The organism is Pseudomonas sp. BN505 (assembly GCF_029873175.1).
Lineage (GTDB): Bacteria > Pseudomonadota > Gammaproteobacteria > Pseudomonadales > Pseudomonadaceae > Aquipseudomonas > Aquipseudomonas putida.
This window is the reverse complement of the sequence record NZ_SSOI01000057.1, coordinates 1-16,584: the sequence shown is the minus strand read 5'-3', so window position 1 is coordinate 16,584 and position 16,584 is coordinate 1. Positions and strand designations below refer to the sequence as shown.

At 57.1% G+C, this 16,584-nt stretch carries 15 protein-coding genes; 8 read left to right on the top strand and 7 right to left on the bottom strand.

What is annotated here, in order from left to right; genetic code table 11:
- Positions 1-8 precede the first annotated feature (8 nt).
- From E8E78_RS19020 to E8E78_RS19000, 5 genes are all read left to right on the top strand, one after another.
- On the top strand, positions 9-1,154 hold the full coding sequence (locus E8E78_RS19020; RefSeq protein ID WP_159266720.1) for an efflux RND transporter periplasmic adaptor subunit: 1,146 nt from the start codon (positions 9-11) through the stop codon (positions 1,152-1,154).
- Between the two features lie 13 nt (positions 1,155-1,167).
- Positions 1,168-4,305 (top strand): efflux RND transporter permease subunit, encoded by a 3,138-nt coding sequence (locus tag E8E78_RS19015; protein ID WP_280313791.1) that lies wholly within the window; start codon positions 1,168-1,170, stop codon positions 4,303-4,305.
- Complete coding sequence (locus E8E78_RS19010) at positions 4,302-5,747, top strand: efflux transporter outer membrane subunit (protein ID WP_010792960.1); 1,446 nt, start codon at positions 4,302-4,304, stop codon at positions 5,745-5,747. The genes E8E78_RS19015 and E8E78_RS19010 overlap by 4 nt, the downstream gene beginning before the upstream one ends.
- A 190-nt stretch (positions 5,748-5,937) precedes the next feature.
- A complete protein-coding gene (locus E8E78_RS19005) occupies positions 5,938-6,915 on the top strand; it encodes a LysR family transcriptional regulator (RefSeq protein WP_179027739.1) in 978 nt (325 codons plus the stop codon).
- A gap of 169 nt (positions 6,916-7,084) precedes the next feature.
- A complete protein-coding gene (locus tag E8E78_RS19000) occupies positions 7,085-7,225 on the top strand; it encodes a hypothetical protein (protein WP_179027738.1) in 141 nt (46 codons plus the stop codon).
- A gap of 81 nt (positions 7,226-7,306) precedes the next feature.
- Here E8E78_RS19000 and E8E78_RS18995 read toward each other — a convergent pair whose 3' ends face one another.
- From E8E78_RS18995 to E8E78_RS18975, 5 genes are all read right to left on the bottom strand, one after another.
- A complete protein-coding gene (locus tag E8E78_RS18995) occupies positions 7,307-7,756 on the bottom strand; it encodes a MarR family winged helix-turn-helix transcriptional regulator (protein ID WP_179027737.1) in 450 nt (149 codons plus the stop codon).
- Between the two features lie 134 nt (positions 7,757-7,890).
- Positions 7,891-9,279 (bottom strand): efflux transporter outer membrane subunit, encoded by a 1,389-nt coding sequence (locus tag E8E78_RS18990; protein WP_179027736.1) that lies wholly within the window; start codon positions 9,277-9,279, stop codon positions 7,891-7,893.
- Between the two features lie 56 nt (positions 9,280-9,335).
- A complete protein-coding gene (locus tag E8E78_RS18985) occupies positions 9,336-10,226 on the bottom strand; it encodes an HlyD family secretion protein (protein ID WP_179027735.1) in 891 nt (296 codons plus the stop codon).
- 8 nt (positions 10,227-10,234) lie between these two features.
- Positions 10,235-10,456 (bottom strand): DUF1656 domain-containing protein, encoded by a 222-nt coding sequence (locus E8E78_RS18980; protein ID WP_159266407.1) that lies wholly within the window; start codon positions 10,454-10,456, stop codon positions 10,235-10,237.
- On the bottom strand, positions 10,453-12,426 hold the full coding sequence (locus E8E78_RS18975; protein WP_179027734.1) for an FUSC family protein: 1,974 nt from the start codon (positions 12,424-12,426) through the stop codon (positions 10,453-10,455). Before E8E78_RS18975 ends, E8E78_RS18980 begins: the two co-directional genes overlap by 4 nt.
- A 387-nt stretch (positions 12,427-12,813) precedes the next feature.
- Between E8E78_RS18975 and E8E78_RS18970 the strand changes: the two genes are divergently transcribed.
- From E8E78_RS18970 to hpaR, 3 genes are all read left to right on the top strand, one after another.
- A protein-coding gene (locus E8E78_RS18970; protein WP_179027733.1) for an IS3 family transposase occupies positions 12,814-13,970 on the top strand; the annotation gives its coding sequence in 2 pieces (ribosomal slippage) (positions 12,814-13,072 and positions 13,072-13,970; 1,158 coding nt in all).
- A 52-nt stretch (positions 13,971-14,022) separates the two neighbouring features.
- Positions 14,023-14,232 carry a hypothetical protein gene (locus E8E78_RS18965; protein ID WP_280313786.1) on the top strand — a complete coding sequence of 70 codons (210 nt, stop codon included), beginning with the start codon at positions 14,023-14,025 and terminating at the stop codon, positions 14,230-14,232.
- Positions 14,233-14,510: 278 nt separating this feature from the next.
- A complete protein-coding gene (hpaR, locus tag E8E78_RS18960; RefSeq protein WP_179027869.1) occupies positions 14,511-14,933 on the top strand; it encodes a homoprotocatechuate degradation operon regulator HpaR in 423 nt (140 codons plus the stop codon).
- Positions 14,934-15,023: 90 nt separating this feature from the next.
- Here the strand turns inward: hpaR and hpaI are convergent, their stop codons facing one another.
- Together hpaI and hpaH are read right to left on the bottom strand one after the other, a co-directional pair.
- Entirely contained in the window at positions 15,024-15,827 is an 804-nt protein-coding gene (gene hpaI, locus E8E78_RS18955) for a 4-hydroxy-2-oxoheptanedioate aldolase (RefSeq protein WP_280337132.1), read from the bottom strand.
- Positions 15,828-15,837: 10 nt separating this feature from the next.
- Positions 15,838-16,584 (bottom strand): 2-oxo-hept-4-ene-1,7-dioate hydratase (gene hpaH, locus E8E78_RS18950; RefSeq protein ID WP_280337131.1); only part of this gene is annotated, 747 nt, incomplete at its 5' end.

The following is a 16,584-nucleotide window of genomic DNA, read 5'->3' as shown; positions in this document are numbered from 1 at the left end:
AATACAAAATGCGTTTAAAGAGATCTAGAACTATTGCCCAGGTGTTCGTGCCAATGGCAATAGTCGCCGCCCTGAGCGGTTGCAATCAGGAGGAGGCGGTAGTCGCTGCGCCTGCACCCAAGGTCGGGGTCTTTACCGTGCATGCCCAACCCTTGGCACTGACCAGTGACCTGCCGGGCCGCACGGTGGCTTATCGTGTAGCAGAGGTACGCCCTCAAGTATCAGGCATTTTGCAAAAACGGCTATTTGCTGAAGGCGCTCAAGTTCGCGAAGGGCAGCAGCTCTATCAGATCGACCCACGCACCTACGCCGCGCAGTTGGCACGTAGTGAGGCAACGCTGGCAACTACTGGCAATCTCGCCAAGCGTTATGAGCGTCTATTGCAGGCGAATGCCGTCAGTCGGCAAGAGCACGATGATGCGGTGGCAGCCTGGCAGCAGGCGCAGGCCGATTATCAGATGGCCCGAATCAATGTGCAGTACACCAAGGTCATGTCGCCTATCTCGGGACGGATCGGTCGCTCTGACGTCACAGAAGGTGCATTGGTTACCAACGGTCAAGCCCAGCAATTGACCACGATCACCCAGCTGGATCCGATCTATGTGGATGTAACCCAGCCGATCACCAAAATGCTCGGCTTGCAGAAAGCAGTTGAGTCTGGCCGGTTGCAAGGGAGTGGTGAAGAGCAGGCAAAGGTCAGCTTGGTGCTGGATGACGGAAGTACTTATCCGATTCCTGGCGTTCTCAAGTTTTCCGAGGTTCGTGTAGACCCGACCACAGGCTCGGTAACCTTGCGGGCCGAATTCCCGAACCCACAGCACAGGTTGTTGCCGGGCATGTTTGTGCGGGCGCAGTTGACCGAAGGCGTACAACAGCGAGCCATGCTGGTTCCGCAGCAAGCTGTCGTTCGGGATGCTCGCGGTAATCCATCGGTCTGGGTAGTCAAAGCCGATAACAGCGTCGAGCGTCGCGCTGTCGAAACCTTGAGAACCGTGGGTAATGCCTGGCTGGTTGGGAACGGAATCAATGATGGAGATAAGGTAATCACCGAGGGTGTGCAAGCGGTCCGTAACGGCATTGCCGTAGAGCCACAAGCCGCGTCGAATGTAAGCCTGGTCGCAAATTTCGATCAGCCTGCAGTTGCAGCCGACTGAGGAGCTATTGTCCATGTCCCGTTTTTTCATCGATCGACCCATTTTCGCTTGGGTAATAGCGATAGCGGTCATGCTCGCCGGTGCCGTTTCGCTGATCAAGATGCCGATCAGCCAGTATCCGAACATTGCCGCGCCGGCCGTGTCGATACAAGTGTCTTACCCCGGTGCCTCGGCACAAACCGTACAAGATACCGTTGCCCAAGTAATTGAGCAGCAACTCAGCGGTCTTGATGGCTTCCGTTACATGTCGGCTGAAAGTAATTCCGACGGCAGTATGACAATCATCGTGACCTTCGAGCAGGGTGTCGATCCAGACATTGCTCAGGTCCAGGTTCAGAACAAGTTGCAGCTGGCCACTCCAAGACTTCCTGAAGAGGTGCAGCGTCAAGGTCTGCGCGTGGTGAAGTATCAGCAGAACTTCTTTTTGGTTATCGGCTTAGTGGACAAGAGCGGCAATATGTCGAGCTTCGACCTGAGCAACCTGATTGCCTCGGACCTGCAAGATTCGATTTCCCGTGTGGATGGTGTCGGCGACATTTTGTTGTTCGGCGCACCCTACTCAATGCGCATCTGGCTTGATCCTGCCAAGCTCAACAGCTATCAGTTGACCCCAACTGATGTTGCCACTTCGATCAAAGAGCAAAACGTACAGGTCTCTTCTGGCCAGCTGGGCGGCCTGCCAACACGCAGTGGCGTCCAGCTCAATGCCACCGTGATCGGCAAAACGCGCATGACCACGCCGGCTGAATTTGATGAAGTGCTGCTGAAGGTCAATGACGACGGATCCCAGGTTCGGGTCAAAGATGTGGCCAAGGTGGAGCTGGCTGCTGACACATATTCGATCAGCACTAAGTTTGGTGGTCATGCATCGTCAGGGCTGGCATTGCGCCTCGCACCTGGAGGCAATTTGCTGCATACCGCCGAGGCTGTTAGGGCTGTGGTGGAGAAGTTCGAGAAGAACCTACCTGAAGGCGTCGAAGTCAATTACCCCTATGACACGACACCCGTGGTGGACGCATCGATCGAGTCAGTCCTGCACACGATTTTCGAAGCGGTGATCCTGGTGTTCATCGTGATGTACCTGTTCCTGCAAAGTTTCCGCGCAACGCTGGTACCCACCTTGGCGATCCCTGTAGTGTTGCTGGCTGCGTTCGCGGTGTTGCCGATGTTCGGTATCGGCATCAACGTGTTGGTGATGTATGCGATGGTCCTGGCGATCGGCTTGCTTGTGGATGATGCCATCGTGGTGGTCGAGAACGTCGAACGGCTGATGCACCTCGAAGGATTGTCTCCGAAAGAAGCTACCCGCAAGTCCATGGGGCAGATATCCGGCGCACTGGTCGGTATTGGCATGGTGCTATCCGCAGTTTTTGTGCCAATGGCTTTCTTTGGGGGCTCTGCCGGCATCATCTACAAGCAATTTGCTGTGACGGTGGTGGTCTGCATGGCGCTGTCGGTGCTGGTAGCGCTGATCTTCACGCCCGCCTTGTGCGCCACCATTCTAAAAGCTCCGCACGCCGGCGAGCATCATGAGAAAAAGGGCTTCTTCGGCTGGTTCAACCGTAGCTTCGACAATGGTACGCAGCGTTTCGAGCGCGGCGTCGGCGCAATGCTACGAAGCCGTGGCAAATACCTGGTGATCTTCCTGCTCATCACGGTCGGTACCGGATTCCTGTTTACTCGCATTCCGAGCGCGTTCTTGCCTGGCGAAGATCAAGGCGTACTGATGGTTGAGGTCCGGATGCCGGCTAATGCTTCAGCAGAACGCACGGAAGCCGTACTTACGCAGGTACAGACATACCTGCAAGAGGAGGAGGGTGACACGGTCAACTCTACCCTCACGGTCAACGGCTTCAACTTCGCCGGCCGTGGGCAGAATGCTGGGCTTGGCCTGGTCATGCTCAAGGACTGGGGGGAGCGTAAAGGTAAAGGACAGGACGTTGTCAGTCTGGCGGAACGTGCCAACAAATATTTCGCCACTATCAAAGATGCGACAGTGGTTGCCTTTGTGCCGCCTGCCATTTTCGAAATGGGCAACGCAATGGGCTTCGACCTCTACCTTCAGGACGATGCTGGCCGCGGCCATACCGCGCTGATGGAGGCGCGCGATCAGTTCCTGCAACTGGCAGGTGAAAATCCGGTACTACGCTCTGTCCGTGCTAACGGCAAGGATGACGAGCCGCAGTACAAGGTCAGTATTGATGATGAAAAAGCACGAGCGCTGCAAGTCAGCATCCAAGATATCAACGACACCATGTCGGCAGCCTGGGGCTCGATGTACGTCAACGATTTCATCGACCGCGGACGCGTGAAGCGTGTCTATCTGCAAGGTGTGGATACCGCCCGTATTTCGCCCGAGGACTTTGACAAGTGGTATGTCCGTAACAAAGTCGGTCAGATGGTGCCATTTTCCGCCTTTGCCAAAGGCGAGTGGGTCTATGGATCGCCCAAGTTAGAGCGCTTCGGTGGTATCTCAGCCGTACAAATTCTGGGTGAACCAGCTCCAGGTTACAGCTCCGGCGAGGCGATGATTGCGATCGCGCAAATCATGCAGAAACTGCCTGAAGGCGTCGGCTTGAGTTACAACGGCTTGTCCTATGAGGAGATCAAGACTGGCAGCCAGGCGCCCATGCTCTATGCCTTGACCGTACTGATCGTGTTCCTCTGCCTGGCTGCTTTGTATGAAAGCTGGTCCGTGCCGGCGGCCGTGATGCTGGTGGTACCGCTGGGGGTTCTCGGTGCGGTACTCGCTACCTTGTGGCGTGATCTGACCGCTGACGTGTACTTCCAGATTGGTTTGATGACGACCGTAGGCTTGAGTGCGAAGAACGCCATCCTGATCATTGAATTTGCCAAAGAGCTGTACGAGCGTGAGGGCATGCCACTGGTGAAAGCTGCAGTCGAAGCAGCACGGTTGCGTCTGCGTCCCATCGTGATGACATCGCTTGCTTTCACCTTCGGTGTCTTGCCTATGGCTTTGGCAACTGGTGCAGGCTCTGGTAGCCAGCACTCGATTGCCACGGGTGTGGTAGGTGGGATGATCACCGCGACGGTGCTCGCTGTGTTCTTCGTTCCCCTGTTCTATGTGGCTGTCGTGTCGCTGTTTGAGCGTCGCAAGAAATCCGCATTGGTTGAGGGAGAGCAAGCATGAAATTCACTATCTTGCCTCTAACCTTCGTCATGGCCCTAGGTGGGTGCTCACTGATACCTGACTACCAACAGCCGGACTCGCCCATTGCGAACACGTGGCCACAAGGCGAGGCTTATTCTGCGTCAGCAAGCACGAACACCGCACAGTCGCTTCAGTGGCAGCAGGTATTTCGTGACCCGGCGCTGCGCCAACTCATCGGCTTAGCCCTCGAGCATAATCGCGATTTGCGTCAGGCGGTATTGAACGTCGATGCTTATCGTGCGCTGCACCGCATTCAACGCTCAGCGCTTGCGCCGAGCGTTGAAGGAGGATTCGCCAGCAGTCGCACGCGCTTGCCGAAAGACCTCTCCACCACTGGGGAGTCGGGCATCCAGAGTGAGTACGATGTGACGCTGGATGTTGCCTACGAGGTCGATATTTTCGGCCGCCTGCGTAGCTTGAGCCAGGCCGCTCAGGAGGAATACCTTGCTTCTGAGCAGGCACGGTACGGCGTTCAAATCACGCTCGTTGCCGATGTGGCCAACGCCTATCTGGCCTGGGTAAGCAAACACTCTCAACTATCGCTTGCTCGATCATCCCTACGTAACTACACAGCCAATCTCGAGTTGATCGATCAACGGTTTGGGTCGGGTACCGCTTCTGAGATTGACGTTCGACAGGCCAAGAGCTTGGTCGGGGAAGCGCAGGCACGCGAAGCGCGCTACCTGAGGGAAGTGGCGCAGGCGGCTAACGCCCTGGAGGTGCTGATCGGCACTCAATTGCCGAATGCAACCGCACCACGCGATAGCCTGGATGAGGAGATGATCGCGCAATTCCCGGCGGGCCAGCCTTCTAGTCTGCTGCTGCGGCGACCGGACATCAGCGCTGCCGAGCACCGACTGTTGGCTGCGAATGCCAACATCGGCGCTGCCCGGGCCGCTTTCTTCCCCAGCGTAACACTCAGTGCCGCTGCGGGTACTGCAAGTAGCGACATCGGTGGGTTATTCAACGGCGGTTCAGGTGTGTGGCAATTTGTCCCGCAAGTTAATATTCCGATCTTCAACGCAGGACGTTTGAGTGCCAATCTGGACTATGCGCAGATTCAGAAGGACATCAATGTTGCGCGCTACGAGAGCAGCATTCAAAGCGCCTTCCGAGAGGTCGCAGATGGCCTGGCGGCGCGAGCGACTTACGGTAAACAGCTGCACTCGCAGTCGATGTTGGTGGATAACAATCAGCACTATTTCAGCTTAGCTCAACAACGCTACAGCGAAGGCGTGGACAACTACCTGGCTGTGCTCGACGCCCAGCGCGAGCTTTTCAGTGCCCAGCAGCAACTGATTGAGGATCGACTGAATCAGCTACAAAGCGAAGTGAATCTGTTCAAGGCGCTCGGCGGGGGCTGGCAGAGCGAACCTTCGTCGCTGGCTAAGGATGCTTCCTATCCAGCTCCGGCCGCCTAGCGGAGTACGTTTTTCTTGCCACGTGCAAGTCGCCAGTCAAGGGAGTGGCTGGCATTTTTTTGCGTCCGAGTATGCACAGAAGCATGCGAGGGGAGCGATGGAAGCAAAGACTCAAAATATTACCGTCTCAGCGAAGTGCGTTGATGGTGAAACTCATCGCAGGGGCAGAGTGAAGCGGATAGGAGGGCTAATGGATATCTTCAACGCTATTAATGTATTCGTTCATGTTGCAGACAAGGGCAGCCAAAGCGCTGCGGCGGATTCACTCCACTGTTCCAAGCCTCAAGTGTCGAGGGTACTGTGTGAGCTGGAGCAGCATTTACAGGTTAAGCTCATTCACCGAACAACCCGCCAGCAGGCGCTGACGGATGCTGGCGCACGCTTCCTGCAACGCTGCAGGCTCCTGCTGGAGGATCTCGAGTCTGCTCAATTGGAGGCTGTCCGTTCGCGGCAAGAAGTGGCAGGCACATTGCGTATGCATGCACCCAACGGAATAGGTAAGCATTACATCATCCCGTTGATTGCCGAATTCCGCCATCAACATCCCGATTTAAGTATTGATCTTACGCTGAATCCAACTCCGCCGGACATGCTGGCGGGTGGGTATGATGTGGTCATTCTGGACAGCTGTGAGATTCCGGACTCTGCATTCATCTGCCAAACACTAGGGCGCTCGTACAGTGTGATTTGTGGGGCACCAGAATATTTGGCGAGACGAAGCGTACCTCACACCTTGTCCGATCTTTATGCGCACACCTGCCTTGAATTGGATGACGCAGCATTTCCGCATGGGTGGGAGATCGCTGGGCTGGATGCTGCTAAGTTTGAGCTTGGTCAGCAAGCCTTCAAAACCAACTTGGCCGATGGGGTAGCTGAAGCTGCGAAAGCTGGTCTCGGTCTGGCATTGCTCCCAGGTCACGCGGCAGCAGCAGGTATACGCTCGGGGGAATTGATCCGGGTGTTACCGGACGTTCAGGCCCATCATCGAGGAATCACTGCGCTCTATCCCTCTCGACGTTTCCTTTCGGCCAACGTGCGTAAGTGGATCGAGTATCTCAAAGTACAGATCCCCGCGCGTCAGCAAAAAGATAACGAAATCTTGAGCAGGTTCACGCGATCTGATCTATCGCGTCCGCCATTGCATAAAGTACCTGTTTATAATTGGTAACGCGTAGAGTATGAACTAGAGCTTACAGATGAATGCTGCCTTTACGTACCCGACAAAAAAACCAATAGGGGGGTGTATGAGTTGTCTTATTTGCGCAGGCCATGCTCAATCGATCGATTGCCCGGCAGGTTGGGAGGAGCGGAGCTGCCCGGCATGTGGGGACTACCTGATGTCGCATGCACTGATCATGATGATGATGGAAGAAGGGCAGATTTTTGATACCCGCCGCATGCGTGAGTGGCTCAAGATTCGACGCAGGGTGACGCTCAAGCCGACCGTCGATGTGCTGGAAGCCATTTTGCTCAGTTAGGAGAGGGGCGCGGAGGCCGGTTCTTTGATGACGACTGGCCCCCTCACACGTACGCCACCCAGGACGTCGACGAAAGAGTTTTTATGATTTGCTTAGATGACTCAAAATCCGCTCTTCAAAGGCCCGCAGGGTTCTGACGGCTGATTCAATTTCATCAGGATCAATGCCTGCAAACATTTCTTCGCGCAGTTCAGCTAACTGGTGTTCTACGCGAGTGGCCAATACTTTGCCTGCGGGCAGCAAATGCAGGGGCTTGATTCGTCGGTTGTTCGAAATTTCCCGCCGCTCACAAAGCCCCAGGGCTTCTGCCTGGTCCAATGTCCGCAGCATGGCTGCGGGGTTTACTCCCGCCAATTCTGCTAATGTGCTTTGTTGTGCACCGTCTCCAAGACGTGCCAGCAGAACGACTGCAGTCGCCACCGGAAAAGGTATCCCACTGTCCGCTGTTGCTGCTGCTGAAGCCTGTATCCACGCTCGCCTGACCGGTTGCAGTGCATTAGTAAGTTCAAACAGCCAATTTGATTCGCTCATCTGAAAGACGTCCTGAAATTATTGCCTTGTAAATTATATGTCTTTGTCTCCTCGAGTCAAAAGCGGACTGGTCTGCGGGCTGCGATGCTCTCATTGGTTGGTAATTCCTTACAACGAAGGTAATTCCGGCCACGCTACCAGCCTCCGCCGAGCGCAAGGAAAATTTGCACGCGGTCGTCTGCCAATTGGCCGCGAGCGGCCACGAGTGCGCTCTCGGTGGCTGCTAGTGTGCGCTCAGCGTCGAGTCGATCGAGGGTGGACACCGTCCCGCCAATGCCTCGGCGGTGGACAATATCCAACGACTTGCGACTCTCTTCACGTGCGACTTCAAGATCACGATACCAGTCCAGATGGCCTGCATAGGTCGCCAGCGCATCTTCCGTTTCCTGCAACGCCTTGAGCACTACGGCATCGAAGCGCGCCAGTGCAATACGCTCTTCTGCACCAGCCGCATCGATGCGTGCATGAGCGAGCTGCCGGTTAGGCAATGTCCAGGATATGACCGGCCCCAGACTGTAGTGAATGGCGGCATTGGCTAATGCATCGGTACCCATGCGGGCTGTAGTGCCAAGCCCGGCGCCCAAGCTTATAGAAGGGTATAGTTCAGCCGTTTCCACCCCGATTTTTGCCGTAGCGGCAGCTAATTCGCGTTCGGCTGCGCGCACGTCGGGGCGACGCCTGAGCAAGGTCATTCCGTCTCCAACGGGGATTGGTCGGGTCAATTGCGGAGGTGTAACGCACTCCTGCAATTGTGTAGGGAAATTTTCCGGACGACGGCCCAGCAACACCGCCAACTCATAGAGCGAAGACTTGCGTTGCGCTTCCTGCAATGGGATCTCAGCTCGCAACTGGGCGAGGAGTGCGCGCGCACGGGATAGGTCCAGTGAGGAATAGATGCCAGCCGTCGCGCCGCGCTGCAGCAGCGTCAAGCTCTGTTGTTGAAGAGCAACCGATTGTTGTGCAACGGCTTTCCTCTCACCTAACGAACAGATTTTGCCATAGGCCCGCACGACACGGGCAACAACTGTTGTGCGTGCTAAGTCGCGAGCGGCGGCAGTTGCTTGCAAGCTGGCTGTGCTCATCTCAAGAGTACGGCGCAGCCGCCCCGCGACATCGACCTCGTAGGAAATGCCAAGGGAAATATCATACTGACCGTGCGCTTCACCTGCGGGGGAAAGACCTTTATTGGAGGATTGTGTCCAAGCAATTGCCGGCGCACCTTCGGGGGTGGCGACGTGCGTCTGTATGCTGCCTTGGCTCTGAACACCACGCAACGCAGCCTCGGAGACTTCGATGTTAGCGATAGCGACGCGAAGGTCCGTGTTGTGCGCTATGGCCTCTGCAACCAAATCGTCCAGCGCTGGAGCAGCATACAGTCGCCACCAATCTGACGGTAAATCTTGAGATTCATAGATGAGCTCATCCGAGGCTTCAAACTCCACCTGTGGCTTTTGCGACAAGCCCGCAGGCAACTGCGGTAGTTGGTAGTCCGGTCCTACTGCAGAGCAGGCTGAGAGTAACATACAGACAGCCGGTATGAATCGCGGTAGCCATCGACGCGGAGCTATTATCGGCATGCTCATTGCGCCATTTCCATATCTTCAAGCTCTATGGTCGCGGTGCGTCCGGCAATCAGGTGAACGCCTTCTGGCACCTCATCCAAGGTGATGCGCACTGGAATTCGCTGTGCTAAGCGGACCCAACTGAAAGTGGGATTGATGTTGGCCAGCATCGAGCCGGTCGATGTGCTGCGCTCCCGATCTTCAATGCCGGCCGAGAAACTTTCGACATGGCCCGACAGCGGGCGCGTTTCACCCATTATCTGGACTTTTGCCAAGCTTCCCGTGCGTATGCGTGCGAGCTTGGTCTCTTCGAAATAGCCCGCGATGTAATAGCTGTCTTCATCTACCAACGCCATGACGGGCTGGCCGGCCATGGCATAGGCGCCGGGCCTGAGTGAGAAATTGGTGACGATCCCGTTGACTGGGGCGCGCACCCTCGCACGGTCGAGATCAATTCGCGCACGCTCAAGGTCTGCGGCTGCCTGCTGGCGCCTTGCTGCGGCTTCTTTGGCCGCGGTCACACGCTGGTCGAATGCTTGCGGTGGGACCACGCCTTGCAAATTACGATATCGGCGCTGCTCGCGCTGCGCTGCTTCGTTCTGCGCTTCAGCAATAGCCAAGACAGCTTCAGCAGTTTTAAGCGCATTGCTCAACCTGTCTTTATCGACCGTGAAAAGCAGTTGCCCTTTTCGTACGCGCTGGTTGTCGCGCACTGAGACCTCGTCGACGCGGCCCGATACATCAGCGGCAAGCGCGACTACATCCGCGCGCACTTTTCCGTCGCGCGTCTGCGGGGCATATGTGTAGTACACGTAGATATACCAGGCAGCCGCCAAGGCCAGTGCACTCACGCTGAGCGTACCAGCGGTCTTCAGTAATCGAGACGACAAGTTGGAAAAGACACTCATATCAGGGATCAGCCATGTAGCCAGTGCGGGGTGGCAACCAGAACTACGAAGGCCAACCCCACCAGGACGAAGAAAACAGAAAGATCGAACAGCGTCCGACGCCAGATGTAGCGATAAAGATCAAGCGCGGCTAACAGGCGCGACAACAGGAGGCGACCGAGGAATGCGATCATCAAACAGAGCATCAGAGGCGAGAAGAGTACGCCTGCCACATTCAGTTCACCCGTCATACCGGCTCCTTTACAGGCTGCTGCGCTGCGCATAGTGCAAGTCGTAGCCCTATGAGCCCCCTTACCAGGCTATCGGGATACGGCCTGGCCTGGCGCCATACAAGGGCGATGGTCGTATCAATGGCATCGGTGAGCTCTGGGGTAAGTGCGAGTTCGTCACCCTTCAACGCTTCTCGTATGCGAGCGAGCAGACCCTCGCATACCCGACGGCGTTGGCCAGTCACGCCCTCCAGCGCTCGACGTGTGCTGCCGACCGCCATCCCAAGGCGCAGCCAGGCCAGCAGGCCAAGGCGTTGATATTGCAGTTGGTCATCCGCAGTGATCCGTGTTGCCAAGGCTGCTGCACGGTCCAACGCGCGGTTGGCATATTCGCCCAAGCTCCTTGCATCAGCGCGGTAGCTCAGTTTCAAGACATCGCGTCTCTCGAGCTTTATGAACCGTTCGCGCAGGTGCGCCGGTCCCATGTGGCGAATGGTTACCAAACAGAAGTAGCCCGTCAGGATACCCAATAAGCTGCCGCTGGCCGTATCAAGGAAAACCCCGAATTCCAGAGGCGTGTACTGAGCTTGAAGATTGATATTGCTCAGCGCGATGGCCATCATCAGCACAGCCATTGGATTGGTAGCGGCCCAGGCGCCGAGGGGCAGCATTACCATGGCCAGGACGAGCGCCAGGGATGGGAAGTCTTGAGCGAAGGGCAGCAGCCCATAAGCAACCACCGCCGCCAGCGCAAGGGCTAGAGCGTTGAACTTGCCGAATTTACCAATAGCCTTGCCGGCTTCGTCCAGATGACCAAAGAACCCAATTGCCACCATGCCCATCAGCGTCGCGTTGGCGCCCTGAGTCCAGCCGGTAATACACCACAGTGCAGCAACGGCGCTATAGGCCAGCGCAGCTGCCAGAAAAACCCGCCGGGCCATATAAAAGTCCGGTTGCAGGGGAAATGGCGCAGTTCCATGTGCCAGCGCTTTAAGCGCTGGGCTAAGCCGTTGGGGCTTTGCCAACCCCTCGGCAAGATGCTGGATGGTGCCCCAGATGCGCAGCACATCGCCGGCGACGTGTCGCAGATTGAGTTCTATCAACGTCGGCCATTCGTCTGCGGCGCTTGGCGTTGCTTCTGGTGAGCGCAGGTGCTCGTCAAGCTGGCTGTCCTGTGTGTTCGCCACTCGCCAGGTTGCTTCCAGCCACGCCAGCATTCTGCTCCGGCGATCTGGCTCAAGGCAGTCGAGATGCCCCCTGATTGAAGAGAGCATGGGCATCAACTGCAGCAGCCGATGCTGGATGGCCACTGCGTATTCTCGCTCCTGCCGATTCACCATCGGGTCGTAATCCAATTGGCTCACGAGCAATGACAGTGAGGTGATGTCGGTGATGCTCTTCTGTTGTTCAAGGCGGCCCTGTTCGCTATTGGGGCGGACGAGAAATTCGTCTTCAAGCCAACTACGCATATGGGGAATCCATTGACGGATCCGTTGGTGCAGTACGGGAGCTAATGAGCGTGGTGCAAGGATGCTATCGACTATCCAGCAGCAGAAGATGCCCAGACCGATCTCCAGAACGCGCGCTGCAGCGGTGTCGAATATCAACTGCGGTTGATCGATGCTGGCCAGTGCAACCAAGAGCAGTGTGACGCCGAAGAGTTGGTAGCCATAAGCCCTCGGTGTACGGTCAAGTACGGCCCAGGCAAAGGCTGCACAAGCTATCAGCCCGCTGACGGCCACCAGCATCAAAGGAATGGTGCTCAACATCCCAGCCAGTATGAGGGCACTTACGCCACCACACAGCGTGCCGGTGAAGCGATAGACGCTCTTGGAATAGACACCGCCCGTGGTCGGATTCATCACTACGCAGCAGGTCACGACGGCCCAATAACTCTGCGGCAGTGCCAGATGGACTGAGAGCCAGTAGGCCAACATGGCAGCTAAGAATAATTTAATGGAAAAGGTCCATCGGGACCGTTCGAAGAACATCGGCCTTACACTCGCGAAGCGTGCTGCACGCACACCGGTTCAACTGAGCCGGAGTTCGCTTCGGAGCCAATAGCCACAAGTGGAGTGGGCATCGGACGTCGGTCAGTACACCCTTGATCAGTTAGCATGGAATGCCTCTGCCATCACGCGTCGAAGTCATGCTGAATCGGTCGCTCATCAATGAATCGAGAAGAATTTACAAGATAACGATTTACAAGGCAACTGTTAGCATGGCATCTATTTATTCCTGCTCAGTCTGCAACGCTCGAAGGTTGGCGACGCCCTACGCTAGGTGAGGATTGACAGTGGCAAGGGGAATGCAATGAATTGATCTTGCCCAGTCCCAGTGGACACCCCGTTAAGCGATAAACTGCAACGAGGTGAATCATGGCAAGACAAGCAACCCCAATGAAACAGACCCGCACCCGCCATTCCCAAGCCTACAAGGACGAAGCGCTGGCTTTGGCCGAGCGCATTGGCGTCAGCAAGGCTGCCGAACAGCTCGGCCTGCATGCTTCCCAGCTCTACGGCTGGCGGAGCAAGAAGCACCAGACTCAGGCCGGCAGCGAGCGCGAGCAGTCGCTGGCCGACGAGAATGCCCGACTCAAGCGGCTGTTGGCCGAGCACGCCGAGGAGCTGGCCATCGTAAAAAAGGCCGCCGCGTACTTTGCCAAGAGCCTCAAGTGAAGTACGCCTTCATGAGGACTCATACCGCGCATTTCTCGATCCAGGCCATGTGTCGCGTGTTGGGCGTTGCCCGCAGCGGTTACTACGCTTGGTGCTCTCGCAGGCCGTCAATGCGCCAGCGGCGAAGAGCCGAACTGGATCGGCAGGTCGCTCAGGCATACAGCGCACGCAAGGGCCGCAGCGGGGCTCCACGGCTGTGCCACGACCTGCGGGAAGCCGGCCTACCCTGCAATCGCAAGACGGTAGCCGCCTCGATGCAACGGCAAGGACTGCGTGCCAAGGCCGCCAAGAAGTTCAAGGCCACGACCAATTCTCAGCACTCCCTGCCAGTGGCAGAGAACTTGCTCAAGCAGGATTTCAAGGCATCTGCGCCAAATCAGAAATGGGTGGGTGACATCACCTACCTGCATACGGAGGAAGGCTGGCTGTATCTGGCAGTGGTCATCGATCTGTATTCACGGATGGTGATCGGCTGGGCCATGAACGAACGCATGACGGCCGACTTGGTTTGCTATGCCTTGCACATGGCGCTGTGGCGACGCAGGCAGCCTAATGACGTGATCGTGCATAGCGACCGCGGCAGCCAGTACTGCTCAGCGGCTTACCAGGAGCTGATCCGCGCCCATCACTTGCGATGCAGCATGAGCGTCAAAGGCAACTGCTACGACAATGCCTGTGCAGAGAGCTTCTTCCACAGCCTGAAGGTCGAGTGCATCCACGGCGAGCGCTTCACGAGCCGCGCCCAGATGCGTGAAACCGTGTTTGAATACGTCGAAACCGATTACAACCGCCAGCGGCGACACAGCACGCTGGGGCACATCAGCCCAGAGGCCTTCGAGGCCAGGATGTGTGCTTAAACCCGTGTCCACGGCTGCTGGGCAAGATCAAACCGGTAAGGAAGTTCCCTATGTGGACATTCCAGTAAATGATTACGCGGCGGCGCTCAAGCAGGCAGGACTACCGGAGGCTTTTGCTTTGGGATTGGCATCCTGGGATGTTGATGCCGCCAACGGCGCGCTATTCAATCAGGACCACCAATTGTCCAAGCTCTTAGGACGTCCTACTACGCCATTTGAGGACGTTGTCAAAGGTGAGCTGGGGCGGCTCGCGGCCCGATGATTCTTGATGTTCGCAAGAGATCATGCCATGGATAGCTGCTCCTCCAATCGCCGCCAAGGCGCCAGGAGGATAAGGAGTGAAGGCATTTGGGGGTACGTCGTGTGAGGGAAGAGCCCATCCATACGATTAGCTAGGAGCCCCATCTTTGGGTGTTCAGCGCCTCGACAATCGAAGTGGCTAGGTTGCCTGAGAATACTGGCAACTAATGACTTATTAATATATTAATGAATGTGCTGGCATCAGCCAGCACCATTCATTTACATGATCCTCAGGCCCGCATGCACCCCCGAACACCCTCACTCACCCTCACGCTTTTACAGGCTCGAGAAGCCACGATGGCATTCTTTCGCCCTTCATTGAATACTCATGAACTGACAGAACAACAATGGCGTGTCGTCCGTATTCTGCGCAGACAAGAGGAACTGGAAAGCTATCAGTTGGCGGAGCTTGCCTGCATTCTCAAGCTCAGTATGACCGGCGTCCTGAAGCGTCTTGAGCGAGACGGGCTGGTGGCCAGGCGCAAGTCGCAGGTCGACCAGCGAAGGGTTTTGGTCAGTTTGACAGTGAAAGGCCATCAGGCCTTTCTGGCAATGAGCGAGGAGATGAAGGACGGCTATGAAAAAATCGTCAAGCAAGTTGGTGAAGACAATCTGCAGCTACTCATGCAGCTACTCAATGACATGAAAAATATCAAGCCCTAAGCTAAAGGTCTTTGTCCTTTATTGGCTGACTAATTGAAGCGCTAACAGAAAACGGCGCCAGTGGCACCGCTTTCACCAGCAAACTAAAATTCAGTAGACCCCATCGCGTGCAGTGTTTTGTTGTGGGGCTTCCTTAAATTTTCCGACAAGGCCCTGAAGACCTCGCATCAGCACCGTGGTATCGACGCCGACTGCCACGAAGGCGGCGCCCAGCTCGATGTACCTCCGAGCCAGTTTCTCGTCCGCGCTGAGAATGCCCGCAGCCTTGCCCGCCTTGCCAATGCGCGCGATTGCGTCTTCAATCGCCGCCTGCACCTCCGGGTGCCCGGGGTTGCCCCGATGCCCCATGGCCGCACTCAGGTCCGCAGGCCCGATGAACACGCCATCCACACCCTCCACTGCAACGATCTCGTTCAGGTTGGCCAGGCCTTCCTTGTTCTCGATCTGCACCAGCAGGCACATCTGCTCATCAGCGTGGTCCAGGTAACCGGGGATGGTGTTCCAGCGCGAAGCCCGCGCTAGCGCACTCCCCACCCCGCGAATGCCCTTGGGCGGGTACTGCATGGCATTGACCAGTTGCTGCGCCTGTTCAGCAGTTTCCACCATCGGCACCAGCAAGGTCTGCGCGCCGATATCCAGCACCTGCTTGATCAGCGCGGTGTCACCGATCACCGGGCGGATCACCGCCTGGCTGGGGTAGGGCGCCACCGCCTGCAACTGGGCGAGCATGCCGCGCAGGTCGTTGGGCGCGTGTTCGCCGTCGATCAGCAGCCAGTCGAAACCGGCATTGGCCGCCAGCTCGGCGCAGTAGGCATCGGCCAGGCCGAGCCACAGGCCGATTTGCGGTTCACCGCTGTGCAGGCGTCGCTTGAAGTGGTTGATGGGCATGTCCATGAGCAGGTCCTTAAACGAAGCGGCAGGCGATGGAGCCGAGCATGTCGTAGTCGACGTGGAAGGTGTCACCTGGGCGAGCGGCGACCGGGCGGGTGAACGAACCCCCAAGGATGATCTGGCCGGGCTGCAAGGTGACGTCGTACGGCGCCAGTTTGTTGGCCAGCCAGGCAACGCCTTTGGCCGGGTGGTTGAGCACGGCAGCGCTGACCCCGGATTCCTCGATCACGCCATTGCGGTAGAGCACCGCCGGCACTTTGCGCAGGTCGATTTCGGTGGGGCGCACGGCCCGCCCGCCCATCACCACGCCGGCATTGGCGGCGTTGTCGGAGATGGTGTCGAACACCTTGCGGGTGGCCTGGGTTTGCGGGTCCACCTGCTGGATGCGCGCGTCAATGATTTCCAGCGCCGGGATCACCCACTCGGTGGCGTCCAGCACATCAAACACGGTGATGTTCGGGCCCTTCAGCGGCTTGCCGAGGATGAACGCCAACTCCACTTCAACCCGCGGCACGATGAAGCGCTCGAAGGGGATGTCGCTGCCTTCGTCGAACAGCATGTCGTCGAGCAAGGCGCCGTAGTCGGGCTCGGTGATGTTCGACGATACCTGCATGGCGCGCGAGGTCAGGCCGATCTTGTGGCCCACCAGCTTGCGCCCGGCGGCGATCTTTTTTGCCACCCAGGCGCGCTGGATGGCGTAGGCGTCTTCGATGGTGATTGCCGGTTGCTCCAGCGAGAACTGGCGCACTTGCTCGCGGGA

Coding starts and splice junctions, on each gene's coding strand:
- E8E78_RS19020 (WP_159266720.1), top strand. CDS start 9: ATGCGTTTAAAGAGATCTAGAACTATTGCCCAGGTGTTCGTGCCAATG.
- hpaI (WP_280337132.1), bottom strand. CDS start 15,827: ATGGACATGCCCATCAACCACTTCAAGCGACGCCTGCACAGCGGTGAA.
- E8E78_RS18995 (WP_179027737.1), bottom strand. CDS start 7,756: ATGAGCGAATCAAATTGGCTGTTTGAACTTACTAATGCACTGCAACCG.
- E8E78_RS18985 (WP_179027735.1), bottom strand. CDS start 10,226: ATGAGTGTCTTTTCCAACTTGTCGTCTCGATTACTGAAGACCGCTGGT.
- E8E78_RS18990 (WP_179027736.1), bottom strand. CDS start 9,279: ATGTTACTCTCAGCCTGCTCTGCAGTAGGACCGGACTACCAACTACCG.
- hpaR (WP_179027869.1), top strand. CDS start 14,511: ATGCACCCCCGAACACCCTCACTCACCCTCACGCTTTTACAGGCTCGA.
- E8E78_RS18975 (WP_179027734.1), bottom strand. CDS start 12,426: ATGTTCTTCGAACGGTCCCGATGGACCTTTTCCATTAAATTATTCTTA.
- E8E78_RS18980 (WP_159266407.1), bottom strand. CDS start 10,456: ATGACGGGTGAACTGAATGTGGCAGGCGTACTCTTCTCGCCTCTGATG.
- E8E78_RS19000 (WP_179027738.1), top strand. CDS start 7,085: ATGTCGCATGCACTGATCATGATGATGATGGAAGAAGGGCAGATTTTT.
- E8E78_RS19005 (WP_179027739.1), top strand. CDS start 5,938: ATGGATATCTTCAACGCTATTAATGTATTCGTTCATGTTGCAGACAAG.
- E8E78_RS19010 (WP_010792960.1), top strand. CDS start 4,302: ATGAAATTCACTATCTTGCCTCTAACCTTCGTCATGGCCCTAGGTGGG.
- E8E78_RS19015 (WP_280313791.1), top strand. CDS start 1,168: ATGTCCCGTTTTTTCATCGATCGACCCATTTTCGCTTGGGTAATAGCG.